General features: G+C 68.6%; 20 protein-coding genes. 9 read left to right on the top strand and 11 right to left on the bottom strand.

Annotated features, from left to right (window positions below; all coding sequences use genetic code 11):
- Nucleotides 1-58: 58 nt before the first annotated feature.
- Both ACIA8G_RS04665 and ACIA8G_RS04660 read left to right on the top strand, forming a co-directional pair.
- Entirely contained in the window at nucleotides 59-253 is a 195-nt protein-coding gene (locus ACIA8G_RS04665) for a hypothetical protein (RefSeq protein ID WP_396416875.1), read from the top strand.
- Nucleotides 253-762, top strand: a complete 510-nt coding sequence (locus tag ACIA8G_RS04660) for a SigE family RNA polymerase sigma factor (RefSeq protein ID WP_396416874.1) — start codon at nucleotides 253-255, stop codon at nucleotides 760-762. The genes ACIA8G_RS04665 and ACIA8G_RS04660 overlap by 1 nt, the downstream gene beginning before the upstream one ends.
- Before the next feature lie 4 nt (nucleotides 763-766).
- Here the strand turns inward: ACIA8G_RS04660 and ACIA8G_RS04655 are convergent, their stop codons facing one another.
- From ACIA8G_RS04655 to ACIA8G_RS04640, 4 genes are all read right to left on the bottom strand, one after another.
- Complete coding sequence (locus ACIA8G_RS04655; protein ID WP_396416873.1) at nucleotides 767-1075, bottom strand: hypothetical protein; 309 nt, start codon at nucleotides 1073-1075, stop codon at nucleotides 767-769.
- Between the two features lie 91 nt (nucleotides 1076-1166).
- The gene (locus ACIA8G_RS04650) at nucleotides 1167-2918 is read right to left on the bottom strand and encodes a choline/carnitine O-acyltransferase (RefSeq protein ID WP_396416872.1); all 1752 of its coding nucleotides are present in this window, start codon (nucleotides 2916-2918) and stop codon (nucleotides 1167-1169) included.
- A 2-nt stretch (nucleotides 2919-2920) separates the two neighbouring features.
- On the bottom strand, nucleotides 2921-3733 hold the full coding sequence (locus ACIA8G_RS04645; protein WP_396416871.1) for a class I SAM-dependent methyltransferase: 813 nt from the start codon (nucleotides 3731-3733) through the stop codon (nucleotides 2921-2923).
- Between the two features lie 9 nt (nucleotides 3734-3742).
- Nucleotides 3743-4603, bottom strand: coding sequence for an arpA protein (locus tag ACIA8G_RS04640; RefSeq protein ID WP_396416870.1), 861 nt, complete (start codon nucleotides 4601-4603; stop codon nucleotides 3743-3745).
- 91 nt (nucleotides 4604-4694) lie between these two features.
- Here ACIA8G_RS04640 and ACIA8G_RS04635 point away from each other — a divergent pair, with 91 nt between their 5' ends.
- The 4 genes from ACIA8G_RS04635 (at nucleotide 4695) to ACIA8G_RS04620 (ending at nucleotide 12745) form a co-directional block, all read left to right on the top strand.
- Nucleotides 4695-5444 carry a DUF4360 domain-containing protein gene (locus ACIA8G_RS04635; protein WP_396416869.1) on the top strand — a complete coding sequence of 250 codons (750 nt, stop codon included), beginning with the start codon at nucleotides 4695-4697 and terminating at the stop codon, nucleotides 5442-5444.
- A gap of 144 nt (nucleotides 5445-5588) precedes the next feature.
- Nucleotides 5589-8594 carry a TIM-barrel domain-containing protein gene (locus ACIA8G_RS04630; RefSeq protein ID WP_396416868.1) on the top strand — a complete coding sequence of 1002 codons (3006 nt, stop codon included), beginning with the start codon at nucleotides 5589-5591 and terminating at the stop codon, nucleotides 8592-8594.
- A 69-nt stretch (nucleotides 8595-8663) separates the two neighbouring features.
- A complete protein-coding gene (locus ACIA8G_RS04625; RefSeq protein ID WP_396416867.1) occupies nucleotides 8664-9929 on the top strand; it encodes a hypothetical protein in 1266 nt (421 codons plus the stop codon).
- 107 nt (nucleotides 9930-10036) lie between these two features.
- Nucleotides 10037-12745, top strand: coding sequence for a GH92 family glycosyl hydrolase (locus ACIA8G_RS04620; RefSeq protein ID WP_396416866.1), 2709 nt, complete (start codon nucleotides 10037-10039; stop codon nucleotides 12743-12745).
- A gap of 22 nt (nucleotides 12746-12767) precedes the next feature.
- On the opposite strand, the gene ACIA8G_RS04615 is transcribed toward ACIA8G_RS04620, so the two are convergent.
- Genes ACIA8G_RS04615 through ACIA8G_RS04600 form a run of 4 tightly spaced genes read right to left on the bottom strand, consistent with a single transcriptional unit; the run spans nucleotide 12768 to nucleotide 16879 of the window.
- Nucleotides 12768-13445, bottom strand: a complete 678-nt coding sequence (locus ACIA8G_RS04615; protein WP_396416865.1) for a phosphatase PAP2 family protein — start codon at nucleotides 13443-13445, stop codon at nucleotides 12768-12770.
- Between the two features lie 44 nt (nucleotides 13446-13489).
- A complete protein-coding gene (locus ACIA8G_RS04610; RefSeq protein WP_396416864.1) occupies nucleotides 13490-14836 on the bottom strand; it encodes a sensor histidine kinase in 1347 nt (448 codons plus the stop codon).
- Entirely contained in the window at nucleotides 14826-15515 is a 690-nt protein-coding gene (locus tag ACIA8G_RS04605; RefSeq protein WP_396416863.1) for a response regulator transcription factor, read from the bottom strand. The genes ACIA8G_RS04610 and ACIA8G_RS04605 overlap by 11 nt, the downstream gene beginning before the upstream one ends.
- Nucleotides 15512-16879 (bottom strand): BTAD domain-containing putative transcriptional regulator, encoded by a 1368-nt coding sequence (locus ACIA8G_RS04600; RefSeq protein ID WP_396416862.1) that lies wholly within the window; start codon nucleotides 16877-16879, stop codon nucleotides 15512-15514. Before ACIA8G_RS04600 ends, ACIA8G_RS04605 begins: the two co-directional genes overlap by 4 nt.
- Nucleotides 16880-17211: 332 nt before the next feature.
- Between ACIA8G_RS04600 and ACIA8G_RS04595 the strand changes: the two genes are divergently transcribed.
- Genes ACIA8G_RS04595 through ACIA8G_RS04585 form a run of 3 tightly spaced genes read left to right on the top strand, consistent with a single transcriptional unit; the run spans nucleotide 17212 to nucleotide 19408 of the window.
- Nucleotides 17212-18144 (top strand): ABC transporter ATP-binding protein, encoded by a 933-nt coding sequence (locus ACIA8G_RS04595; RefSeq protein ID WP_396416861.1) that lies wholly within the window; start codon nucleotides 17212-17214, stop codon nucleotides 18142-18144.
- Nucleotides 18141-18911, top strand: coding sequence for an ABC transporter permease (locus tag ACIA8G_RS04590; protein WP_396416860.1), 771 nt, complete (start codon nucleotides 18141-18143; stop codon nucleotides 18909-18911). Before ACIA8G_RS04595 ends, ACIA8G_RS04590 begins: the two co-directional genes overlap by 4 nt.
- Complete coding sequence (locus tag ACIA8G_RS04585; protein WP_396416859.1) at nucleotides 18908-19408, top strand: hypothetical protein; 501 nt, start codon at nucleotides 18908-18910, stop codon at nucleotides 19406-19408. The genes ACIA8G_RS04590 and ACIA8G_RS04585 overlap by 4 nt, the downstream gene beginning before the upstream one ends.
- 47 nt (nucleotides 19409-19455) lie before the next feature.
- Here ACIA8G_RS04585 and ACIA8G_RS04580 read toward each other — a convergent pair whose 3' ends face one another.
- Genes ACIA8G_RS04580 through ACIA8G_RS04570 form a run of 3 tightly spaced genes read right to left on the bottom strand, consistent with a single transcriptional unit; the run spans nucleotide 19456 to nucleotide 26131 of the window.
- Nucleotides 19456-22614, bottom strand: coding sequence for an efflux RND transporter permease subunit (locus tag ACIA8G_RS04580; RefSeq protein ID WP_396416858.1), 3159 nt, complete (start codon nucleotides 22612-22614; stop codon nucleotides 19456-19458).
- Between the two features lie 6 nt (nucleotides 22615-22620).
- Complete coding sequence (locus tag ACIA8G_RS04575; protein WP_396416857.1) at nucleotides 22621-23052, bottom strand: hypothetical protein; 432 nt, start codon at nucleotides 23050-23052, stop codon at nucleotides 22621-22623.
- A complete protein-coding gene (locus tag ACIA8G_RS04570; protein WP_396416856.1) occupies nucleotides 23045-26131 on the bottom strand; it encodes an efflux RND transporter permease subunit in 3087 nt (1028 codons plus the stop codon). The genes ACIA8G_RS04575 and ACIA8G_RS04570 overlap by 8 nt, the downstream gene beginning before the upstream one ends.
- Nucleotides 26132-26242 lie beyond the last annotated feature (111 nt).

The following is a 26242-nucleotide window of genomic DNA, read 5'->3' as shown; positions in this document are numbered from 1 at the left end:
CGCATGGGTAGGGGTGAGGGCACCTGACGTGTGCCATGACCCAGCGGAGAGATTCACAGTGCGCAGAGGACAGGTGATCGCGGTGGGGGTGTTCGTACTCGCGCTCGCGGGCATCGCGGTTCCCGCGCTCACGCTCGTCGATGCCGAGCGGCCTCCTGAGCAACGACCGACAGTGGTCCGAACCGACGACATGACCTGGCAGAAGACGCCGCCATCCGTGCCGTCCTCGAACCCGCGCCGGCCGGACAGGTGATGACGCTGGACTGGGAAACCGAGTTCACCCAGCTGTACGACCGGTGCACCGAGTCGATGCGCTTCACGGCCTTTCTGATGTGCGGCAACTGGCACGAGGCCGAGGACGTGCTGCAGTCGGCGTTCCTGAAGCTCTACCTGGCCGGGCCGAACATCGCCGACCGGAACGGGATCGAGGCGTACCTGCAGCAGATCGTCGTCCGCACCTTCATCGCCGAGCGCAGACGCGTGCGCTGGCGAAGGGAGAAGCTGACCGACGCACCACCTGAGAGCCTGATCGTCACGCCCGGCGCGGAGGACGGGCTCGTGGTGTGGGACGCGTTGTCGTCCATGCCCGCGCGTCAGCGCGCGGTCTTGGTGCTGCGCTACTGGAACGACATGAGCGTGGAGGGCGTCGCCGCCGCGCTCGGTTGCTCGACAGGCACCGTGAAGTCGCAGAGCAGCAAGGGGCTGGAGACGTTGCGGCGCAAGCTCGGACCGGGGTTCGACCAGTCGAGGCTGGAGGCGTGATGGATCACGAGGACACCCTGCGAACGACCTTCTCCGTACTGGGCGGGGAAGTGGCGCCGCCGAACTCCAACTCCGCCGCTGACGTGATCATGCGCGGCCGAGCCGTGCGAAGCCGGCGCCGCACCGCCGCCGTGGTGGGCAGCGCTGTGGCCACGGCCGGAGTCGCGGCCCTGGCACTCATCTTCCTGCCCGGCACTCCGAGCACTCCTGTGGTGCCCGGTCCGTCCCTGCAGGTGCCCACCGAGACGACGACCAGCGGTGTGCGAACCACTCCCAGCGGAGTGCCCAGCTCTCCGGGGAACACCTCGGTCACGCCCACCACGGGACAAGTGACGACCCGATGAGCGGGTAGTCAGGGCGTACAACGGTTTGCCCCGGCCACCGGACCGGGGCAAGCCGGACGATCAGTCCTCCGTCGCGAGCAGGTCCTGCAGTTCGTGGATCGCCTCGCCGAGCCGGGCAGCGAACGTGTGCATCTCGTCCGCGACCGGGCGGGGCGTGCTCAGGTAGAGGTTGAACCGGTCGGGCAGCAGCACGTAGGCGACACCGATGCACTTAGCGCTGGTCGAACCGAAGCCGAAGTACTGGATGTGGACCGACGGCGCCGAGCTGGTGCTCAGGTAGTCGTCCCGCATGATCGTCCAGCCCGGAGTGTCGTACAGCGCGAGCGGCTCGGTGCCGCCGCGGCGCTTCTGGATCAACTGCAGTTCCCACAGGTGCTGTTCGGGGGCCGAGCCGACCTGGCATTCCTTGGCTCGCTGGACGTGTTTGTCCGCCGCCGCCCGCAGCGCCGCCCGGCGAGTGGCGCGGGAGGCGGCCGGATCCTCCATGGTGGACACGAACCGCACGGCTTCCGTTGTCACCACGCGCATCGCCTCGGTGCGGCCGTTCTGGAACTGCCTGGTGCCGATCGACTCGTAGGTGGCGCCCAGGAGGCCCTTCGACCGCTGGTGCGCGAGCTGGTAAGCCATCTGCACGAACGCGTCCGGCGAGATCCGCAGCTCCTTCGCGCGTTGCTTGCCGAAGTCCCCGAACGAGAGCGTCACGGTCGCGGTGTCCGCGCCGTACTGGGCGAACGACGCCGCGGCCGCCGAAGCGTCCTCGCGCACCGAGTCGGTCAGCACGAACTCGATCGGCTCGGTCGTGGGCAGGCCCTGCGACGTCGCGCCGGAGGCCCGCAGGTGCTCCTCGGTCGGCGTGCTGAGCATCGCGTCGGTGAACGCGAGGATCGTGGTGCCGTCCAGTTCGCAGTGCTCGACGTTGATGCCCGCGCGGCCGTCGGCGAAGACGATGAACGTCAGGGCCTTGTCGAACCACCGGTTCGCGCTGTCGCCGTGCAGCAGCTGGTCGCAGGCCGCCAGTGTGTCCGCCGGTGCGAAGTCCTCCAGCGCCACGCAGAACAACGCTGTCTCGATCGTCTCCAGCGCGTCGGCGTTGTCGGCCAGAAGAGCCTCACGGGTTCGCGCCCACTCCGCCCGCGCCTTGGTGGTGAGGGGACCCGCCGAGAACTCCGCGCGGTCCGCCTTCATGATCGCCTGCAGGCCGCCGGTGAGGTCACCCGCGTCGTGCGGCACGCCGTCCTGACCGAACACGTCCATCCGGAACGCGTTGCCGCGGAAGAAGACCACGATGTGCCGGGCGGTCGACGGGAACGACGTGCGCGCCGTGTCCTGCTGGACGTGCGGAATCCGGGTGGCCGAGAACAGGAACTTGTTCTGCACCATGGACTGCGGCTCACCCCGCAACACGATCGGCGCGATGAGCCCGGCGTCGAGCCGCACCTTGTACGCGACGGCGGCGGAGATCAGTGCCGCCGCCCGTTGCTCCTGAGTCTCGGCAACGTCCTGGAACAGGAAGAAGAAGTTCGCGTTCAGCGCGATCCGGTCGCGGCGGCCGAGGTAGCGGGTCGGCCAGAAGAGGTCGAGCCAGCTGCGCACGCCCTCGCGGCCGTCGAAGTCCTCGAGCGCGGCGTGCAGGGAGCGAGCAGGGCTGTCGGGAGCCAGGAACTCCTCGACCGCGGCCTCGGTGGTCGCCAGCTCGGCGGCGGTCAGCAGCGGCGCGCACCACTCGAGGAACCGCGTGCAGCTCTCCTCCAGCGTGGGCAGGGGTACCCGCGGCAGCTGGTCCTCGTAGCTGAACGTCTTGCCGTCGCTCACTGTCACCTCGGGGTTGTGTGGATTGGCCGCTTCGAAAGGTAGAGCTGAGCGTAGAACCAGCCGTCGGTCTCCAGGCCACTCGGATCGACTCCCACGCCGGACAGCGTGTCGAGCACCCGCGACTGCTCCTCCGGCGAGATGAACCGCCGCTGCCGGAACACCTCGTCGAGCCGCACCGTCTCGTAGCCGAGCGCCCCGAGACTCGCCTCGATCTCGTCGAACGGGAACATCCTCAGCACGAAGTGCGCCATCCAGGGCGCTCCGCTGGCGGCCACGACTCGGCTGAGGGTGCTGGCGCCGACGTAGCCCAGGCTGCCGGTCGAGATGACCAGGTCGATGTCCGCCAGCTGGCGCAGCTGTCCGGGTGTGGGGTCGGACCGCTCCAGGTCCGCGCGCACTCCGTCGTCGAGGAACCCGGCCTCCGTCGCGTAGGACAGGGCGGGTTCCGAGATGTCGAGGCCGACGAACCGGGCCGGAATCGCCTTTCCCCGCTCACGAACGAGTTCCTGGTCGCTCGTCAGCAGTTCGGCGCGATCACGCTCGCCGATGCCGCAGTACCGGTCGTACAGGTCGTCCATCGTCAGGTCGCAGCGCAGCAGTGCCGCGTTGATGCCGTAGGAGCTGCCGATGTCGAGCACCGTCGGGATGTCGATCCCCCGCGCCGCGCGGTAATCCTCGATCAGCGCGGTGAAGTGCGGCTTGGCCAGCTGCGGGATCTGGTATTCGAGCCCGCGCAACGACGAGAAGTAGGCACGCGGATCGGGCTGGGTGTAGATCTGGTCGAACTCGACTTTGCCGGTCGCGTCGAATCGCACGTGTCTCCTTCAGGCCAGTCGCTCGTCCACTCGCACGCCGACTGCTTCGGCCGCGAGGTGTTCCGGCAGCACCCTGCCGAACAGCTGCCGCGTTCTGGCCACGCTTCCCACGACCCCCGGCCGCAGACTGTAGGCGAAGATCGCCGTGTGCCGCTGCCGCTCGCCGCGCACGGTGCTCACCTGGTGCAGTGAATAGCGTCCCTTGAACAGCTGGAGATCGCCGACGCGGAGCGTGAGCCTGCGGATGAGGTGCTCGCCCGAGCCTGCCAGCACCGCCCGCACGTCGTCGAAGTTCTCCTCGTCCGCCGACCGGATGTTCGGGCAGTACTGGAACTCACCGCCCTCGTCCGGCAGCTGGGTCAGCATGCTGACGGTGAACTCGTTGGTGTCGAAGTGCCACGGGTGCGCGCGGCCAGGCGGGATCACGTTCAGCACCAGGCCGGACAGCGGATCGGCCAGCTCGTGCAGCCGCGGCAGCTCGAAGCAGCCCGCGACGAACCGCTGGAACACCTCGCTGGCGTAGAGCTGGTGGATGATCGCCTCGCGCGGAATGTGATCCCGCGCCACGAACGCGTTGCCGCGTTCCATCGTGACCCGGCCGGGGTGGTCCGGCGGAAGCGGTGTGTCGACGGCGATGTTGTACGCGTTCACGGTCTCGACGTCGTAGTACGCCTGCGGTGCGATCTGCGCGCACTCCCGCCGCAGATCGTCGTGCAGGGCGGGCCGGATGAAATCAGGCAGGACGCTGCAGCCGACGGTGTGCAGGTCGTGATGGGTTCTCTCGACGACTTCCCGCCACGCCGCGCTGCCCGGTTCGGTCAGCGGATAGTCCGTCGTGTTCACGACCTGGTCGAGTAGTCCCGATTCCATCTGGCCAGTGTCACGGCGTCGATCACGGCCGCGAAGACCCTGTGAGATTGTCCACGACACGCATTCGGCGGTACCGGATCACCAGTCCGGCTTGCGGCCGAACGGCTTCCTGTCGACCGATGATCAGATCGGCGAGATAACGCATCGCTGCGGCACGACCCATCTCGGCCGATTCGCTGGCGAGAACCGCCCGCAAATAACCCCGCGCGCTGTTCTTGTGGAGCTGCACAGCGATACGCTCCGAAACATGCTGGCAGCAATAGCAATTGCATTGGCCGCGATAGTTGTTCCAACTGGCGATCCACCGCCCTCCCGCGTCACCATCGACGTCGTCACCATCAACGGGACAGGTTGTCCCGCGGGCACCGTCGCCGTGGCGGTCTCCCCTGACAACACCAAGTTCTCGCTCATCTACGCCAACCTGATCGCGCAGGTCGGCGGCACCAGCAAGCCCACCGACGCACGCAGGTTCTGCACCGCGACCCTGCGGGTGAACGCCGCCGGATATGCGGCGGGAATCGCGCGGGCGGAGTACCGCGGATTCGCCCATCTGGAAAGCGGTGCGTCCGCGAGCTTGCGATTGCGTTACAGCTTCCCCGGAATACTTCCGATCGGGGACAAGACGAAGAACTTCACCGGCCCGTTCAGTGATGACTGGTCGTTCGTCGACGACCAACCCGCCCGGTCGGCGTGCGGCGGCTCCCAGACCCTCACTCTTGGGGTCGACCTGAAGGTCAGCCTCGGCACCTCGGATCCGAAGAAGACGAGCTTCGTCGCCATGGACTCCGTCGACGGGAGCCTCGGCCAGACCTACGACTTCGCCTGGACGCGCTGCCCGTAGCGGCCCGGTACATACAGGGGATCCCCCGGACATCGCTACACCGCAGCGAGTGCCGGGGTGTGAACGGGCAGGTTCGCACCGTCGATCGGTCACAAACGAGTCGGCCGCGTGCCTGCCCATCACCCGCGCGGTAGAACGAGAGCCATGTCGGAGAAAAGGCCATCGCGTCGCGACTTCCTCCGGGCGGCGGGCATCACCGTTGGTGTGACAGGCGTCGGTCTGCGGGGCGCGCCGGCGTACGCGTCCTCGTTCGCGGCAGAGACGTTGTCGGACTACGGCAGCCACATCACCGGGCCTCGCCAGGTGACGGTGACGAGCACGACCGGGCAGCAGCTGCGGATCACCGCCTACGGCGACCACATGGTCAGGGTGCACAGCGTGCGCGGCGGCGAGACCTTCTTTCCGGACAACCGTTACGAGATGGTCGATCCGGCAAGTCACACCGGTCTGGACGGTGCACTGTCCGTTGTGGACAACGGCACCAGCTTCACGATCACCACCGGCGCGGCCGACGGCGTCAAGGTCGTCCTGCAGAAGAACCCGCTGCGCCTCGAGTTCTACCGCAGGAACGACGACGCCCTGCTGGCGAAGGAAGACCCGGCGCGCAGCATGAGCTGGAGCGGCGACAACAACAGCATCGTCAAGCAGACCTTTACCCCGGCTGCGAGCGACGAGCACTTCTTCAAGGGCGGCCACGGCATTCTGGGGCGTGCGCCCAGGATCGACCGGACCGGAGACATCGTCTCCCACAACTACGGTCTGGGCGTCATGGACCAGGCACCCGCGATCGTGCCGCTCTACCTGTCCTCCAAGGGGTACGCGGTCTTCTTCAACACCACCTTCGACACCACCTTCAACTTCGGCAACGGTGGCACGTACGAGTTCTGGGCCGATGAGCACAACACCCCCGGCGCCAGGCCCCAGCTCGACTACTTCGTCATCGTGGGCCCGGAGTTCGGGAAGCTGCTGGACCGCTACACCCGGCTGACCGGCCGGCCGCGCTTCCCGCAGCTCGCCGTCTTCGGGTTGCAGCTGTCGGACAAGAACTACCCCTCGGTCAGCGATCAGATCTGGTGGGTCACCAGGATCACCGCGCTGCGGCGCGCCGGATTCCCGCTCGACCTGCAGGTCAACGACAACCGCTGGCGGGCGGGCAGCGGCGGTTGGTCCGGCTCCTGGTTCGAGTTCAGCAAGGACCGGTGGCCGGATCCGGCCGGCTTCAAGACGTGGGCGAAGGCCAACGGCGTGCTGACCTCGCTCGACTACAACCGCAACAACTCCAACGAGATGGCCGGATGGGTCGGCGGTCCGCCGCCCGGCTACAGCTTCCAGCCGGCGGACCTGGTCAACGTCCGGGACAACGACGCCGCGCCGGACTGGAGCAATCCCGCCACCCGCAGGTGGGTCTGGAACGTCTTCTGGACCAAGGCTTTGGACCCCGCGCTGGGCTTTCCCGGCGATGCCCTGTGGCTGGACGAGACCGACGAGCTGGGCGCGATCCTGTACGGCGCGCTCGCGGCCAACGGCCAGCGCTGGTCCGAACTCCGCAACGCCTACTACCTCTACCTCCAGAAGGGCGTTGCCCAGGAAGGATGGGACCCGCGCATCGGCAACGCCAAGCGGCCCTGGATCTTCTCGCGCGGTGCGACCGCCGGCATGCAGCGCTACGGCCACCTCTGGACGGGCGACATCGCCTCGGACTACACGGAGATGCAGCAGCAGATTCGCGGCATGCAGGCCTCGGGACTGGGCGGGTTCCCCTACTCCAACGTCGACGGCGGCGGCTTCCGCGGTGGCATCGTCTCGGGTGCGTTCTACCGGAACTGGGTGGCCGGCTGGTCGAGCGTGTCGCCGATCTGGCGACCTCACTCCGGTGCCGACACCGGGTCCCTCGGTGCGGCCGCTTCCCGTTGGCCCATCGACAAGAGCGCCGCCGAACAGGCCGACTTCCTGAAGTACAGCCGGATTCGCTACACCTTGCTGCCCTACATCTACACGATCGCGCACGAAGCGCATCGGACCGGCATGCCGATGGCCAGGGCGATGGTGATCGACCATCAGCACAACAGCAACGCGTACTCCCACGACCTGCAGTACATGTGGGGACCATCCGTCCTCGTGATGCCCGTGACGACCGACACGAACGGGGCCGTGCAGAACGTCTGGCTCCCGGCCGGCGACACCTGGTACGACTTCTGGTCCGACGCCAGGACCGCCGGGTCCGACACCGCCGACAAGCCGCACGTGACCCGGACGGGCGAGGTCGTCATGTTCGTGAAGGCAGGGGCGATCCTGCCGAAGTACAAGTACACGCAGAGCGCCGCCTTCCTGGACAAGACGCAGCTGGAAATGGACGTTTACACGGGTAAGGACGGCTCGTTCGCGGTCTACGAGGACGACGGCGTGACCGAGGATTTCCGGTCGAAGTCAGCCAGCAGCACCACCCGGCTCGCCTTCACCGACTCGGCCACCAGGGTGACCGTGAGGCATCCCGCCGGCACCTACACCGGCGCTCCTGCGGCACGCCGTTACGTCGTCCGCTTCCACGGCCTGGCCGCACCGATCGGCATGCGGCTCAACGGCGGTACGACGCTGCCGGCGTTCAGCAGCGAGTCCGCGGCGATTCTCGCCGGGGCCGGTGAGGTCTGGGATCCGGCCAGGAAGATCCTGTCCGTGGTGACCCCGATGATCAACGTCGCCACCGGCGGCGGTGTCGCGGCGACGATCGAACCCAGCGGCGCCGCATTCCCCGGCGTGAGCGGCGCAATGGTGTACGAGGCCGAAGACTCCGCGCTCAGCGGCCCGGCCATCGGCTCGGAGCACGCCGGCTACACGGGCAACGGGTTCGCCGATTTCATCAACGCCTCCGGTGACTACGTCGAGTGGACGATCACCGTCGCGACCGCCGGCAGGTACACCCTCACCTTCCGCTATGCCAACGGCGGCACCGCCGACCGGCCCCTCGCGATCTCCGTCAACGGCGCGGTCGTCAACGGCGGCCTGCCCTTCCTGCCCACCGGCAGCTGGAAGGACTGGCGAAACACCAGCCTCACGGCGACACTCCCGGCGGGCAGCGCCGTGCGGATCCGCGCCGCCGCCACCGGAGCCAACGGTCCCAATCTGGACAGCCTGACCGTCCGGAGAGGCTGACCGCGGTCCCGGCTTGCGGCCGAACGGGTTCCTGTTGCCGAGGCCTGGTCACTAGTAGCGTCCCGGGACATGAGACGACTGCTCAGCGTCGCGCTGTCGTTCGCCCTGGTGTTCGCGGTCGCGCAGCCCGCGGTCGCCGGCGGTGGCGACAAGCCGTTGCCCGGCTACACGATCGTCAACCCGCCGCTCGCCCCGGTGCTGGTCGGCGGCGTGCCCACGAAGGTCCTGCAGGGCGTGCACAGCCACGCGGGCTACATCATCGAGGTGCCGCCACGCTGGAACGGCCGGCTCGCGCTGTGGGCACACGGGTATCGCGGCGAGGGCAAGGTCCTCACCGTCGACGCGCCGCCGTACGGGCTCCGGCAGCGGTGGCTCGACGAGGGCTACGCCTGGGCCGCGTCGTCCTACTACAGCAACAGCTACGACGTCCGGGCAGGCGTCACGACCACTCGTGAGCTCGCGACGCTGTTCGGCCAGAAGGTCCAGCGGCCGAAGAAGGTCTTCCTCGCGGGCGTGTCCATGGGCGGGCACGTCATCGCCCGTTCGCTGGAGCAGTATCCGGGGTTCTACGCGGGCGCGCTGCCGATGTGCGGCGTGCTGGGCGATCACGAGCTGTTCGACTACTTCCTGAACTACCACCTCGTCGCGCAGGCCCTGACCGGTATCCGCGCCTATCCGCTGCCACCGGATTACGCCACGGTCGTGGTGCCGCGCATCCAGCAGGCGCTGGCAGGCAACGGCCAGTTCCCCGCCGTCGTCACCACCCTGTCCGGCGGCGCCAGGCCCGGCACCGACGCGGCCTTCGCCTACTGGCAGAACTTCCTGTTCAACCTCGTCGCCACCCCTCCCGGCGACACCCTCGCCTCCAACCCGTTGCAGCTCGCCACCAACTTGACCACCCGCTACCGGCCGAACGCGCCGGTCGACCTCAACAAGACCGTGCAACGGGTCCGTGCCGCGAACCCCGTCGCACGCCACACCTGGGCGCTCACCCAGATCCCCGCCGTACAGGGTCTGCCGAGCGCTCCCGTCGTGTCGCTGCACGGGATCGGCGACCTCTTCGTGCCGTTCTCGATGGAGCAGGACTACCGCGACGACGCCGCGCGCTTCGGCCGCACCCACCTGCTGGTGCAGCGCGCCATCCGCACGATCGACCACTGCGAGTTCTCCCCCGCCGAGGTTGGGGACGCGTGGCGCGACCTGACCGCGTGGGTGGACCGGGGCAAGCGGCCGGCCGGTGACGACGTGCGCCGGACGGACGATCCGCGGTACGGCTGCCGTTTCACCGACCAGCACGCCACAGATGGCACCAGGAAGCTCTTCTCCCCCTGCTGAATCGAGGACCAGGCACTCGCCGCCACCGAGTTCCGCGTGGGCACGATCCCGTGCCCGCCTGGGTGATGACAACGTTGTCTTCCCGCCCTGTTGAGAGAGGAAGGTTCATGTTCGGCTCCCTGCACCGACATGCCAGACGCTCGTTCCCCCTGATGGTCGCCGGTCTGCTGGCCGCCGGCCTCGTCACCGCCACACCCGCCACGGCCGCGCCGCTCGCCCTGACCCAGCACGTGAACCCGTTCATCGGCACCGACAACAGCAACTCGCCCAACCCGGTTCCCGGCGGCGCGGGCGGCAGCACCTATCCCGGCGCTTCCGTGCCGTTCGGCATGGTGCAGTTCAGCCCGGACACGCCGACCGCCTCACCGTCCGGCTACCGCTACAGCGACACGAGCATCCAGGAGTTCAGCCTCACCCACTTCAACGGCGCGGGCTGTCCCAACAACGAGGACCTCGGGATCCTGCCGATCACCGGCAACCTCGGCACCTCCCCCGGCACGAACTGGACCGGCTACGCGGGCGGCTACACGAAAGCCAACGAGTCGGCCGCGCCCGGCTACTACAAGAACCGGCTCGACACCTACAACACCGGCGTGGAACTGAGCGCCACCAAGCGCACCGGCTTCATGCGGCTGACCTACCCGAGCACCACCACGGCACGGGTGCTGATCAACAGCAGCCGCAGTGCCACGGGCAACCGCAACGGGTCGATCGCGATCAACGGCAGCCAGCTCACCGGAACGTTCACCGGCGGTGGCTTCTGCGGCTCGTCCAAGACCTACCAGCTCTTCTACGCCATCCAGTTCGACCGGGCGCCGACCGGCTTCGGCACGTGGCTCGGCGGCACGGTGAACGCCGGGTCCGCGAACACCAGCGGCGTGAACTCCGGCGGCTACGTCACGTTCGACACGTCCGCGAACCCCGTGGTGCAACTGAAGGTCGGCATCTCGTACGTCAGCATCGCGGGCGCGCAGGCGAACCTCGCCGCCGAGAACGCCGGGTTCGACTTCCCCGGTATCAGGACGGCCGCCGACACCGCGTGGAACGACGTGCTGAACAGGGTGCAGGCGACGGGCGGGTCCGCCGCGGACCTGCAGAAGTTCTACACAGCGCTGTACCACGTGTTCCAGAACCCCAACATCGCCAGCGACGTCAACGGCCAGTACCGGGGCTTCGACCAGGCGGTGCGCACCGCGTCCCACACCGTCTACCAGGACTACTCCGGCTGGGACATCTACCGCTCGTGGGCCTCGCTGATCGGCTTCCTCGCACCGGCGGAATCCAGTGACATAGCCAAATCCATGGTTCTCGACGGCCAGCACGGCGGGCTGTTGCCGAAGTGGTCGCACAACAGCAACGAGCACTTCGTGATGACCGGCGACCCGGGGCCGATCGTCGTGTCCAGCCTGTACGCGTTCGGCGTGCGCGGCTTCGACACCGCCGCCGCGCTGGCGTTGATGGACAAGAGCTCCAACGGCGGTACCGCGCAGGGCCAGGCGATCCGCAGCCGGCAGCCCGGCTACCTCAGCAGGCACTACGTCACCGAGGATCCGTCGGACTCGCTGGAGTACTCGGCGTCCGACTTCGCCGTCGCCCAGTTCGCCAGGGCGGTGGGTGACACGGCGAAGTACAACACCTACATGACCCGCGCCCAGTGGTGGGCCAACGTGTACAACCCGGAGTCCGGCTACGTGCAGAAGCGCAACGCCGACGGCTCCTGGCTGTGGCCGATCAGCCCGGCGAGCCCGAGCGGCTACACCGAGGGCAACGCGTCGCAGTACACGTGGATGGTGCCGTACAACTTCGGCAGCCTGATCAACCTGATGGGCGGCCCCAAGACGGCGGTCCAGCGCCTCGACCACCACTTCACCCAGCTCAACGGCGGGCTGAGCCAGCCGTACTTCTACATCGGCAACGAGCCGGAGCACGGCGTGCCGTGGGCCTACCACTACGCCGCCTACCCGCAGGGCACGAGCGCGGCGGTGCGGCGGGTGATGACCGAGTCGTTCACCACGGCCGCCGGCGGGCTGCCCGGCAACGACGACCTCGGCGCGACCTCCGCGTGGTACGTCTGGTCCGCGATGGGCCTGTACCCGCCCACGCCGGGTGCGGACGTGGTCGCGTTGCACGGGCCGCTGTTCCCGTCCGTCACGATCACCAGGCCCAGCGGTGTCGTGCAGATCAACACCTCGGGCGCAGGTGCCCAGTACGTGCAGAGCTTCAACCGCAACGGGGTCTCCTCGACGCGATCCTGGCTGCGCTACGGGGACATCTCCGGCAACGCGACGCTGAACTTCAGCATGGGCGCTTCGCCCAGCGCCTGGGGAACGAACGCCGCCGACGTGCCGCCGTCGTTCAACGACGGCTTCACTCCCCCGCCGGCCGCACCGAGCCTCGGCACGAACCTCGCGCAGGGCAAGCCCGCCACGGCGTCAACGCCCTGCAACGCGAACGAGGCGGCGGCCAAGGCGTTCGACGGCAGCCTGTCCGGCAAGTGGTGCTCGCTGGCCGCCGGCACGAAGTTCCTCCAGGTGGATCTCGGTTCGGCGCAGAACGTCGGATCGTTCGTCCTGAAGCACGCCGGGCTCGGAGGTGAGAGCACCGGATTCAACACGGGTGCCTACACGGTCCAGACCTCGATCGACGGAACGAACTGGACCACGGCCGTGACCGTGTCCTCGGTGCGATCGAGCCGTTCGTACCACCCGATCACGCAACGGCAGGCGCGGTACGTCCGGCTGAACGTCACCACGCCGGCGAACAACGGCAACACCGCCGCGCGGATCTACGAGTTCGAGGTCTACGCCGGTTCCTAGAAGGTCGCAGCGCACCAGGCCGTCACGGCCTGGTGCGCTCCTGCCTCCAGGCGTGGAACACCGCGCACATCGCGACGACCCAGGCCGCGCCGAGGAAGTAGCCCGCGAGCACATCGGAGACGTAGTGCACCGACAACGCCACTCGGGACAAGCCGATGCCCAGCACCATCGCCACCGCGACGGCCACCGCGACGCGGCGCCACAACGACCGCATGGCAGACCAGAAGATCAGCAACAGCGTCGCGTAGGTGACCACGGCGGACTGAGCATGGCCGCTGGGAAAGCTCAGACCGGTCGCGGTGGTCACCGGGTCGGCCACCACCGGGCGCGCTCGCCGGACCGCCGCCTTGACCACCGCGTTGAGCACGGCGCCGCCCGTCACGGTCACCACGACGAACGCCGCCGTCCTCGGGCGGCGGCGGTACAGCAGCCACGCTGCCACGAGGGCGATCACCGGGGCGTAGACCCGTGCGGAACCGACCAGGCTCAGCGTCTGCATGGCCGCGGCGAAGGCAGGGTGCGCGACGGTGTAGAGGTGCAGGTCGTCCCGCACACCGTCGTCCACCGACAGCAGCGGCGTCCACCTGGCCAGCACCAGGAACAGGAGCAGGCAGAACGGGACGGCCGCGATCGCCAGCGCCGTCATCGCCAGCGCCGATCGGACGCCGAACCTGGTGTCGGGCGACGCGCGGAATCTCACGCTCACGACTGTGCAGCGGGTTGATTAGAGGATCGTGAAGATCATCAACCGGACGCCGCAGGCGGACCTCCCGCGTTGACCGCCAGGGGAAGGCGCACGTGGAAGGACGCGCCCTCGGTGGAGTCGGCCAGCCACACCGAGCCGCCGTGCCGCTCGGTCACCTCGCGCACGATCGCCAGACCCAGGCCGACGCCGCCGGTGTCGCGTTCACGGGCGCGTTGCGAGCGGAAGAACCGTTCGAACACCTTCGTCCGGTCCGAGTCCGGGATGCCGGGACCGTCGTCGGCGACGACCAGTTCCGCGAACCGTTCCCGCACCCACAGGCCGACCGTGATCCGGTGCCGGGCGTGGTGTTCGGCGTTGTCCAGCAGGTTGCGCACCACGCGGCTCAGCTCGCCCGTCCGGCCGCGCAGCCTGGCCGCGGAGAACGGGGACAGTTCGACGTCCACGACACCGCGGCTGTGGACCGCGTCGATCTCGGCCAGCACCACCTCGTCCAGGTCCACCCACTCCACCGGCTCCGAGACCCCGTCCGCCAGCGCCAGCACGATCAGCTCGTCGGTCAGGTCGCCCAGCCGGACCGCCTCGCGGTGCAGGTCGCCCGCGACGCGCACCCAGTCCGTGCGGTCCGGGTGCGCGAGACCGATCTCCAGCCGGGTGCGCAGACTCGCCAGCGGGCTGCGCAGCTCGTGCGCGGCGTCGGCGGCGAAGCGGCGCTGACGTTCGTGCACCTCTTCGAGACGGCTCAGCATCTCGTTCATCGTCCTGGCCAGCCTGCCCACCTCGTCGTCGGCCGGTGGCTCCGGCACCCGGCGGTCGAGCTGGCTCGCGGTGATCTCGGTGACCCGCTCCCGAATCGCCTCCACCGGGCGCAACGCGCGGCCAACCACCAGCCACGCGGTGCCGCAGACCGCGACCAGCAGGATCGGCACGATGATCGCCAACGCCGTCGCGGCGGCCTCGACGCCTTCATCGACGCGTTCCAGCGGCGCGGCCGCGTACACCGCCACGGGCTGCCCGTTCACCGTCGCCGCCACGCCCGCGACGGTGTGGTGCTCGCCGTCCGGCAACCGCGTAGTCCCTGTCACCGCACCGCTTTCCGGCCACAGCGCGAGCAACCGGGTGTGCGTCACCTCGCTCCCGGCGGCGAGCACGGTGCCGTCCTTCTCGACGACCTGAACGAGCGGGGGCAGCGTCGCCGGGAGGCCGCCGGTGATCATCGAGGCGAACGACTCGGCCTGACGGCGCACGTCCTCCTCGGCGTTGCCGGTCAGCTGGTCGCGGACCAGGATCAGCGCCGCCGTGCCACCCGCGACCAGCCCGAGTCCCACGACCAGCACCGCCAGCGCGGTCAGCCGGACGCGGACACCGGCCCGCCGCCTACCCGCCATCGGCCGCCAACCGGTAGCCGGTCCCCCGGACCGTCTCGACGGAGTGCCTGCCGAACGGCAGGTCGATCTTCCGGCGCAGGTACGCGACGTAGACCTCCAGCACGTTCGACTGGGTCGGGATGGCCGAGTCCCACACCTCGTCCAGCGCGAACCGCTTCGTCACCACCTGCCCCGGCCGCGACATGAGCAGCTCCAGCAACGCGAACTCGCGCGGCGTCAGCTCGATCGCCGTCTCGCCGCGGCGGCAGCGCCGGGTCACTCGATCCAGCGCGAGGTCCCCGGCGATCAGCACGTCCGCCAGTTGCAGACCGGTCCGCCTGAGCAACGCGTGCAGCCGGGCGAGCAAGACCCGGTACGAGAACGGTTTGGTGAGGAAGTCGTCCGCGCCGATGCGCAGTGCGCGCAGCTGGTCGAGCTCGCCGTTGCGGGCGGTCAGCACGAGCACCGGCACCCTGATCCCCGCGCGGCGCAGCTGCGCGCACAGGTCGAGACCGGGCAGGCTCGGGAGCATCAGATCGAGCACGATCGCGTCGAACGGGCGGGTGAGCCCGGCGTCCAGGCCGAGCAGGCCGTCGTTCGCGGTCTCCACCTCGAACCCGTCCTGGCGCAGCCCATCGGCGAGCGCGTCGGCGAACGACGCCTCGTCCTCGATCACCAGCACCCGACCCGTTCGGGTCATGTCGTCACCTGACTGGACACGAGCCTGCCTCGCTCCAGTATCAGCACTCCGGTGCAGATCCGCTCAACCTCGGGCAACGCGTGCGTGGACAACAGCACCGTGATGCCCCGTGCCTCGGCCACCGTGCGAACGAGGGTGAGGACGTCCAGCTGACCGGCCGGATCCAGCCCGATCGTGGGCTCGTCGAGCAGCACGACGGCCGGCTCGTTCACCAGCGCCCGTGCGAGGCCGAGGCGTTGCCGCATGCCCCGGCTGTAGGTGGCGATGCGCACGCCGACGCAGTCGCCCAGCCCGACCTGGCCGAGCAGCCGGACCGCCCGCTCACGTGCCTCGTCGCGCGACAGACCGTAGAGGCGCCCGTGGTAGGTCAGGAACTCCACACCCGTTCGGTGGCCGGGATATCCGGCATCCTCGGGCAGCACGCCGATCAGCTTGCGGATCTCGCCGGGCCGCGTGCCCGGCACGCCCGCGACCGAGAACCGGCCACCGGTCGGTGTGACCACAGTGGACAGCATGCGCAGGGTCGTCGTCTTGCCCGCGCCGTTGGGGCCGAGCAGGCCGAGCACCTCGCCCTGGCGCGCGATGAAGCTGATGCCGTCCACCGCCGACCGGGTCCCGTAGCACTTCGACAGGTCGTGCACCTCCACGACGACGTCGCCCGCCATCCGGTCGGTGTGGGTGAAAGCCCAGATCTCGTGTGGCAGCTGGGTTCGCGCTGGCGATCGAGCGACCGGCGCGTCGAGGGCAGGGTCGGCGCACAGAATCGCGCGTTGCAGGTCGCTCAGCCGCGACTCGGGTTCGAGCGCCTGCTCGTCGGCGAGCCGGGCGCGTGCGGCGCGGTAGGCGTCGAGCGCGTCGGTAACCCGGCCGCACCGGTACAACGCGAGCATCAGCAGCGCCTGCAGGCGTTGCCGGTTCGGGTGTTGGGCGAGGAGGTCGGTCAGTTCGCTGACCACCGCCGCGTGCCTGCCGAGGCGGAGCTCGGTGTCCAGGCACTCCTCCAGCGCGGCCAGCCGCGCCTCTTCGAGTCCCTGGCACAACACGGCGGCGGCGTCCGGAGTGGTCACGTCGGCCAGCGGCGGGCCGTGCCACATCGCCAGCGCGTGCCGCAGCAGCGACACCTTCACGGCGTCGTCGGTTTCCTGCCTGGCCCCCGTGACGACCGCGCGGAACCGGTGCACGTCGATCGACAGCGGGTTGACCTTCAGCATGTAGGCCGAGCCGCGCGTGACGATGTCCGCGTCGTGGTGACCGGACCTCGCTTCGCCGATCGCCCGGCGCAGCCGCGAGACGCTGACGTGAATCGCGTGCTGCGCGGTGCGTGGCGGCCGCGCCGGCCAGGTCAGGTCGACCAGCCTGTCCACAGGTACGAGCTGGTTCGCGTGTAACGCGAGTATTGCGAAAGCGAAACGCTGTTGTCGCGGTCCGAGATCAAGTTGCAGCTTTTGTTCCCATGCCTCCACGGCGCCCAGCAGCTGGAACTCCACGGCGCCCCCCTCCCGGCGGTTGCCCCATGCCCCTGAATCGGTCGAACCGCGCATTCCGTTTCCGGTCATTCGTGTGAGTCACTGCCAGTGTTCGAATCATCGCTGCAGGTAGAAGGCACTTCGGCCCTAATTCGAGTCGTGTTCTCATCGTTCTCTTATCTCCATCAACTCGACTTATGGGCACTTGCCCCGAATGAGGAGGGGATGCCATGCCGGGTGTCACGCTCGAGGCCCGCGAGTTGTCGAAGTGGTTCGGTTCCCGCACGGCTGTCGACTCGGTGAGCTTCACCGCGCACGAGGGAGAGGTAATCGGTCTGCTGGGCCCCAACGGTGCAGGCAAGACCACGACGATCCGGATGCTTTCCACGGTGCTCGAACCGACGGGAGGCTCGTTCTCCGTCGCGGGTGTCTCGTCCTCCCGGCCCGCCGAGATCCGCGCCAGGATCGGCGTGCTGCCGGAGAGTGCCGGCTACCCCGGGTACCAGACGGGATTGGAATACCTGATGTACCACGGGCGGCTTTTCGGGCTGTCCAGGGACGAGGCCCGGCAGACCGCGGTGCGGTTGATCGGCCAGGTCGGCCTGGCGGACCGTGCCCAGTCACGGATCGCCACCTACAGCCGGGGTATGCGGCAGCGCCTCGGCATCGCCCGCGCGTTGGTCAACAACCCGTCTGTCGTGTTCCTCGACGAACCGACACTGGGCCTGGATCCCGCGGGACAACGCGAGATTCTCGCTGTGGTGCGCGCGATCGCCGAAGCACGCGGCACGACCGTGGTGCTGTCGACGCACACGCTGCCCGAGGTCGAGCAGGTGTGCTCGTCGGTGCTGATCCTCGACAAGGGCAGGGTTCTGGTGTCGGGCAGCGTCGCCGAGGTGACGAGCACCGAGGCCGCGAGCCGCCAGTCCGGCCACCTGCGCGTCCCGCCGGACGAGGTGTCGCGGGCGTCGGAGGTGCTGCGCCGCGTTCCCGGCATCTCGGTCGAGGTGTCGAAGGACGTCGTGACGGTCGCGTCGGCGGACAGCATGAACGAGGCGCTGTCGGCCGTGCTCGACGCCGGGATCACCGTGCTGTCGTTCGAGGTCGACGGCGCCCGGCTGAGCGACGCGTTCCTCGCGATGACGCGGGGAGGTGCATCGTGAACGCCCGGATCATCGCCGGCCAGGAAATCCGCGACCTGTGGATGAGCGGCCGCGGCCCGGTCCTCACGTTCGCCTACGCCGTGCTGCTCAGCGCGGTGACCTACCTCGCCGCCACCAACCAGGTCCTGAACTTCCTGGAACAGCGGGAGTCGGTGAACCTGGTGCTCCAGATCGCCGTCGCGGTGGGGGTGCTGCTCACGATGGTGGTCGCGGCGGACGGCATCAGCGGCGAACGCGAACGCGGCACGCTGGAAAGCCTGCTGCTGACGCCGGTGTCCCGCGGCTCGATCGTGGCGGGCAAGCTGGTGGCCGCGATGTCGTTGTGGGGCGCGGCTTTCGTGGTCGCGTTGCCCTACCTGTGGGTGCTCGGCAAGGGCGTCGCCGTGGTGGGAGAGGCGGTGCTGCTCGGCCTCGTCATCGGGACCGTGCTGGCGCTGTCGATGGCGGCGATCGGCCTGCTGATCAGCGCCCGGTCCACCACCAACAAGGTGAGCCTGGCCGTGTGCCTGTTCTTGTTGCTCGCGTTGTTCGCGCCCACGCAACTGCCCGCGATGCCGACGTCGTCGGTGGGCGACCTGCTCGTGCGGATCAACCCGGTGACAGCCGGGATGAACTACATCGGGCTCGTCATGCTCAAGGGTCACCCGTGGACGCAGGACCTGTCGTACCTGATCTCACCGGTGGTGGCCGTGGTGGCCACCGTCGTGGCGCTGGCCGTGGCGGGGCCGCGCATCGTCCGGCTCACAGGAGGGGTTGGTTCGGGATGAAGCTGCTACTCGCCGCCCTGGTGCTGGCACTGTTCCCCGCCACGGCGTCAGCGACCGTCGAGGTGGCGGTGGCGGAGTCCCGCATCGACAGCACTGTCGGTCAGTACCTGAACATCAGGTCCACGGTCAGGAACACCGGGTCGTCGCCGACCGGGAAGCTGATCGCGCACCTGAACGTGGCGTCGTTGAACGACGTCTACGTCGACCTGGAGGACTGGACGGCGGCGCCCACGCAGCCGCTGCCTCCGCTCGGGCCAGGAGAAAGCGCCGAGGTCTCGTGGGACATCCAGGCGGTGAACGCCGGGACGTTCAACGTGTACGCCGTCGTGCTCCCCACCGGTTCGGAGTCGCTGGCCGTCAGCCCGCCCATCCACGTCGAGGTCGCCGGCCGGCGCACCCTCAGCGCGGGCGGTGCCCTTCCGATCGCGCTGATCGTGCCGATTCTGCTGGGCTTCGCGGTCTACGCAGTCCGCCGCCGCCTTCGCAACACCGCCTGAACACGAATGTGGGGCACCTCCGCGGAGGTGCCCCACACCGTTTCCGCCTAGGCGGGGACGGGGTCAGGTGCCGGGTCGGGCTTCGGTTGCCGTGATCCGGCGAACCGCAGGTACAGCGACGGTGTCACGAAGAGGTTCAGCAACGTCGACGTGAACAGGCCACCGATGATGACGATCGCCATCGGGTGCTCGATCTCGTGCCCCGGGATGCTTCCGGCGACCACCAACGGCACCAACGCGAGCCCGGCGGCCAGGGACGTCATCAGGATCGGTGCGAGCCGCTCCTTGGCTCCCCGGAGGACGAGATCCCGGCCGAACTCCTCGCCCTCCTCCCGTTCCAGGTGCTGGAAGTGGTTGATCATCAGGATGCCGTTGCGCGCCGCGATGCCCAGCACCGTGAAGAACCCGACGAGCGATCCCAGCGAAAGGATTCCTCCGGTCAGCCACGCTCCGAACACGCCGCCGGCCAACGCCATCGGCAGGGTCAGCAGCACCAGCACCGCGAGCCGCCAGCTGTTGAACGCGGTCACCAGGATCAGCAGGATCAGGATCAACGCCGCGCCCGCGAGGAGCAGCAACCGGTCCTGTGCCGAGGTGGCCTCCTTGTACTCGCCCAGCAGTTCGGCGTGGAACCCGGCGGGCATCTCCACCTGGGCCAGCCGTCGCTCCACCTCGCCGGCCACGGCGCCCAACGCGAAGCCCGCGCCCACGTTCGCGCCGACGTCGATGCGGCGGGAGCCGTCCTCGCGCAGGATCTGGTTCGGCGTGGACACGATCTTCACCGACGCGAGGTCACCGATCGGCACCTTGCGGCCGTCCGGGGCGTCCATCAGCAACTGGCGCACCGACTCCACGCTGTACCGGGCCTTGGGGTGCGACCAGACGTGCACCTCGGTGTTCTTGCCGTTGCGCCAGATGTCGCCGGCTTCCTCAGACGAGATGAACGAGGCCGCGGTCCGGCGGACCTCCCCTGGCGAGATGCCGTACGTCGACGCCTTCTGCAGGTCCACCTCGACGGCGACCTGGGGGATGTTCGTCTGCAGCGTCACGTGTTCCTCGATGATGCCGTCGACTCCGGCGATCAGTTCCTTGATCTCGTTGGCCTTCGCGCGGATGCCGTCGAGGTCGTCGCCGTAGATGCGGACCGTGATCGCGTCACTGGACCCGGTCAGCACCTCCTTCGTGCGTTCCTTGAGGTAGGTCTGCACGTCTCGTTGCAGGCCCGGATAGCCGTCCACGACCTGTTGCACGGCGGCGAGTGTCTTGTCGTAGTCGACGTTCGGGTCGATGCTGATCCAGTTCTCGGTGAAGTTCATGCCGACGACCTCGTCGGCGAGCGTGCCCTGGCCGATGTGCGCGCCGAAATTGCGCACACCCGGAATCGCACGCAGTTCCTTGCTGGCTTGCTGCGTGATGCGCACCATCTCCGTGCGCGACGTGCCCGGCTGGGCGACCCAGTGCATCAGGAAGTCGCGTTCTTTGAAGGCGGGGAACAGGTTCTGCCCGAGGAACGGCACGATCGCGATACCCGCGACCATCACCACGGCCACCGCCGAGTACGCCACGCCCGGCCGCGGCACGATCCGCGCCAGCATCGCCGTGTAGCCCCGTTGCAGCCAGAGCACCAGCGGCGACTCGCGGCGTTCGATCGGCGCGTTGCGCAGCATGATCAGCGCCAGCGCCGGGATCACGGTCAACGCCACCAGCAGTGACGCCAGGATCGACAACCCGTAGGAGAACGCCAGCGGGCGGAAGAACGAGCCCGTCAGTCCGGTCAGGAAGAACACCGGTGCCGTCGACGCCAGGATGATCAGCGTCGCGTGCACGATCGGGCCGCGGACCTCGACCGAGGCCTCCAGGATGATCGACGCGGTCGACCTGTCGCTGCCTTCCCGCCGATGCTGGCGTATTCGGCGCACGATGTTCTCGATGTCGATGATCGCGTCATCGACCAGTACGCCGAGCGCGATGACCAGGCCTGCCAGGATCATCACGTTGATCGTCGCGCCCGTGGCGTTCAGCACGAGCCCCGCGGCGACGAGGGACAACGGGATCGTGATGGCGCTGATCAACGCGACGCGCCACTCGAACAGGAAGAAGATCAGGATCAGCACCACCAGGCCGAAACCGATCAGCATGGCGCGGCCCAGGTTGTTCACCGAGTTCTCGATGAACGTCGCCGGCCGGAAGATCTCCGTGTCGACCTGCAGCCCCTGCATGCCGGGCTGGAAGTCCCTGATGGCCTCCTCGACGCCTCGGGTGACCTCCAACGTGTTCGCCCACGGCAGCTTCTCGACGATGATCATGATGCCGGGGCCGTCGTTGATGACCGCGTCACCGGTGAGCAACGACGGCGGCATGACGTCGTCGCGGATCTCGGCGACGTCGCGCAGGTAGACCTGCGGCGCGCCGGGCTCGGTGCTGATGGGGATGTCGGCCAGCTGCTGCCCGGACAGCGCGGGTAGCTGGTGCTGGACAGGGAACCGGTGGTTCGCGGTGTCGACGAAGCCGCCGGTGCCGATCTCGAAGCCGCCCTTGAACTTCAGCTGCCCGACGTCCACCGCGTCACCGGCGGACTCGAGGACCTGCTGCATGGTGACGTTGTGCTGCTTCATCTTGTCCGGGTCGACCAGCGCCTGCTTCACGTGCCAGCGGTCGCCCCAGATCGCCGCGTTCGCGACGCCAGGCACCCGCATCAGCCGCGGCCGCAGCGTCCAGTACGTCAGCAGCGCCATGTCGATGTGCGCCTGGTCGGACTTGTCCGCCTGCGAGATACCGATCTTCATCGCGCGGCTGGTCGACGACAGCGGCTGGAGCATGAACGGCGAGTTCGCCCACCTCGGCAGCCGCTGACTGATCGAGTTGAGCCGCTCCTGGATCAGCAGCCGGGACTTCATCAGGTCCACGCCCGGTTCGAAGATCATCACGATCGACGACAGCTGGGACACGGACTTCGACCGCATCGCGGTCAGCCCCTCGATGCCGTTGAGCCCCTGTTCCATCGGCACCGAGACGAGTTCTTCCACGTCCTTCGCGGACAGTCCGATGCAGATCGTCTGGATTTCCACGCGCGGCGGCGCGAACTCCGGGAAGGCGTCGATGGCCATGTCCTTGACCTGGAGGATGCCGAAGAACATCAGCATCGACGCCCCGACGACCACGAGGAACTTGAGCTTCAGGCTCGTACCGATGATCCAGCGCATCATGGCCGGCTACTTCCCGACGCCGAGTTCGGCTCCGTACAGTTCGATGACACCTATCTTCACGATCGTGGTGCCCGCCGCGGGTCCGGCGGACAGGAACGCGTCGGTGCCCGCGTTGCCCCCCACCGTCGCGACCGTGACCTGCTCCCGCGCGTACTGGCGCGGCCCGGTGGCCGTGTAGACCCAGGTGTTGCCGTCCGGCGTGTAGAGCACGGCCTGGTACGGCACGACCGTCCCGCCCGGCGCCGCGGCGATGGTGGTCGTCTCCACCCCGACCCGCTTCACCGCCAGCTCGGTCAGCGTGACGCTCTTGACGCTCTTGCCCGCGATCGCCTCGACCAGGGCAGGGCGTTCCGTGGCACCGTCCTTCGCGGACACCGCGGCCGAACACCCCGCCGCAACCAGCACGAACAGGACCGTTGCGATCAGTCGGCTACGCATCTGCCTTCTCCTTCGGCGCGAGGCGCGGGTAGAGCGCGGGGAGGACGAACAGGTTCACCAATGCGGTGGTGACCAGACCGCCCAGGACGATCAGGGCGAGCGGGGCGACGACTTCCAGTCCGGAGACCGAGCCCCAGACGACCATCGGGACGAGCGCGAGCCCGGTCGCGAGCATCGCGGTCACGGTGGGCGTGAACCGCTCGCGCGCACCTCGCGCGGCGTCGTCGTCCACCAGGTCGTAATGGTTGAGCTGCACCAGCGCGCCGCGCACGGCCACCGCCAGCACCGCGAGCAGACCGAGCAGTGCCGCCACCGAGACATCGGCGCGTTGCAGCGCGGCCACCAGCAGACCGCCCGACAGTGCGGCCGGCAGCAACAGGGTCACGACCGTTGCCCGCCGCCAGCTGCGCAGCCCTGCCTGGAGCAGGAAGAAGACCAGGATCGCGGCACCGCCGATGTAGAACCACATCCGCAGATCGGTGGACGCGCGTGCCTGGCTCTCACCGAGCACCTCGAGGTGGTGTTCCCGCGGGAACGAGACGCCCTTGACGCGGCTTGACACGTCCTGCATGACGTCGTCCAGCGCGCGGCCGCGCACGTTCGCGACGACGTCGATGCTGCGCGACACGCGGTCGTGCGTGATCATCGCGGGCTTCGGTGAGATCCGGACGTCGGCGACGTCGCTCAGCTTCACCTGCGTCGGTCCGCCTTCGGCACCACCGGTGGGCGCGTCGATCAGGATGTCCCTGATCGTGGCGGGGTTCTGCCGCAGCTCCGGCCTGCCCCAGACCACGACCTCGAAGACCTTCTGCTCCTCGAAGAGGTTGCCGGCCACGGTCGCCGCGACCAGGGTCGCGGACTGCCTGCGCACGTCACCGGGCTTCAGGCCGTACTTCGCGGCCTTCTCCACGGAGACCTCGATCTCCAGCGTCGGCTGGACCTGGGTGGAGTTGATCCTCGGGTCGGTGACGCCGTCGACGCCCTTGACGATGTCCAGCACCTCGCCGGCCTTGTCGCTCAGCACGTCGTACTCGTGGCCGTAGATCCGCACGACCAGGTCGGACGTCGTGCCGCGGCTGATCGCGTCGCGGAGCTGCCGGTCCGAGTAGGTGATCACGTCACTGCGGATGCCCGGATAGCCGTCGACGACCTGCCGCACCGAGTTCAGCGTGCTCTCGTAGGCGGCGGAAGCGTCGATGCTCAGCCACACCTCGCCCACGTTGATGTTGACGATCTGGTCGCCGGCGAGCGCACGGCCGGTGTGGGCACCGACGTTGCGGACGCCCGCGAGGCCCCGCAGCTCCTTGGTGAGCGTCCCGGTGATCCGGTTCATCTCCGGGCGCGAGGTGCCGGGCGAGGCTTCCCACGTGACCAGCACGTCGCGTTCCTGCAGCGTCGGCGAGAGCGGACGGCCGCCCAGCAGCGGTGTCACGGCCAGACCGACGATCAGCAGCACGGCGGCGAGCACCCACGACGCCGGGCGCACCTTGAGGAAGAACGCCAGTACTCCGGCGTAGCCCTTCTCCAGCAACAGCGCGAACGGGGAGGCCCGGTGCCCGCCCTTCGTGAGCAGCACCGTCGCCAGCACCGGCGCGACCGTCAACGCCACCAGCATCGACACGCCGACCGCGACCAGGAACCCGACGGCCACCGGCGCGAGGAACGCGCCCCGCACCCCGTCCAGCAGCAACAGGGGAATCGCGGAGACGACGGTGACACACGTCGCCACGAACAGCGGCCCGCGCATCTCCAGCACGGCCTCGCCGATCGCCTCCCCTGTGGTGTGTTCCGCATCCCTCAGGCGTTGCCGCACGTTGTCGACCGCGACCACCGCGTCGTCGACCACCACCGCGAGCGCCATCACCAGCCCCGCGATGGTCATCATGTTCAGCGGTGCGCCGAACCAGCCGAGCACGAGGACCGTCACCGCGACCGACGACGCGATCGTCAGCAGCACGGTGAGCGCTGCGCGCCACTGGAACAGGAACGCGAACACCACCAGCAGGAGCAGCAGTGCGCCGACCAGCAACGTGGTGACGAGGTTCTCCTTCATCGTGTCGATGAACGACGCGGGCCGGTACACCGTGGTGTCCATCCGCACACCGGGCAGCGCCGGGCGCAGATCGTTCAGCGCGGCCTCGACGTTGGCCGTGACCTCGGAGAGGCTCGAGCCGGGGAAGCGTTCCACGACCAGCATCAGGCTCGGCGAGTCGTTGACGACCGCGTCACCGATCATGATCTGGTGGTCCTCGGCGATGGTCGCGACGTCGGCCAGCTTGAGACCGCGGTCCTCGGCGCCCTGCACGGTCACCTGGCCGAGCTGGGCGGCGCTCTTGATCGGCTGGTTGTGCTGGATCTCGATGCGCTGGTTCGCGGTGTCCACGAAGCCGCCGAGTCCCGGTGTGGACGCCTCGACGAACGTCAGCGGCGACACCCACAGCGCGTTCGCCGACGTCCGGAGGACCTGGTCCAGCGTGACCGACTGCTGCGCGAGCTTCGACGGGTCGACCTGCACCTGCAGCTGCCGGTCGCGGAACCCCCAGATCGCCACGTTGGCGACCCCCTGCACGCCCAGCAGCCGCGGCACGATCGTCCACCTGCTCAGCAGCGACATGTCGATCAGCGACTTGTCGCTCGACGAGAGCCCGATCATCATCAGCCGGCCGGTGCTGCTCAGCGGCTGGATCACCAGCGGCGGCTTGGAGCTCGCGGCGGGCAGTGCGGGCACCATCGTGAGGCGCTCCTGCACGACCTGGCGCGCCTTGATCGGGTCCGTGCCGGGCTCGAACGTCATCTCCATCGAGCTGAGGCCGGGGATGGTGCGCGACTCGAGCTTCTGCAGCCACGGGATGCCGTTGAAGAACTCGTTCTCCATCGGGTTCGTGATGAGGTTCTCGACCTCCTCGGCGGAGAGCCCCAGCGCCTCCACCTGAACGTCCACGCGCACCGGCCCGAACTCCGGCAGCGCCTCGACGTTGCTCTTGCGCAGCTGCACGAAGCCGAGCGCGATGAGGGCGACCGCGACCGCCAGGACGAGACGGCGGTACCTCTGACTCGACCCGACGATCCAACGCATCATGGCCGGGGACCTCTCACTCCGATGACCTTGCAGGCATGGAGCGAAGATGAACGTGCCTGGTCACAGGCCGCTCATAGCGGCCTCATAGTCCCCTCATACCCGGAGCTCGTC

The organism is Lentzea sp. NPDC051213, from assembly GCF_044455585.1.
GTDB lineage: Bacteria > Actinomycetota > Actinomycetes > Mycobacteriales > Pseudonocardiaceae > Lentzea.
The sequence above is the reverse complement of the archived record's forward strand: the minus strand, read 5'-3'. Positions and strand labels throughout refer to the sequence as shown.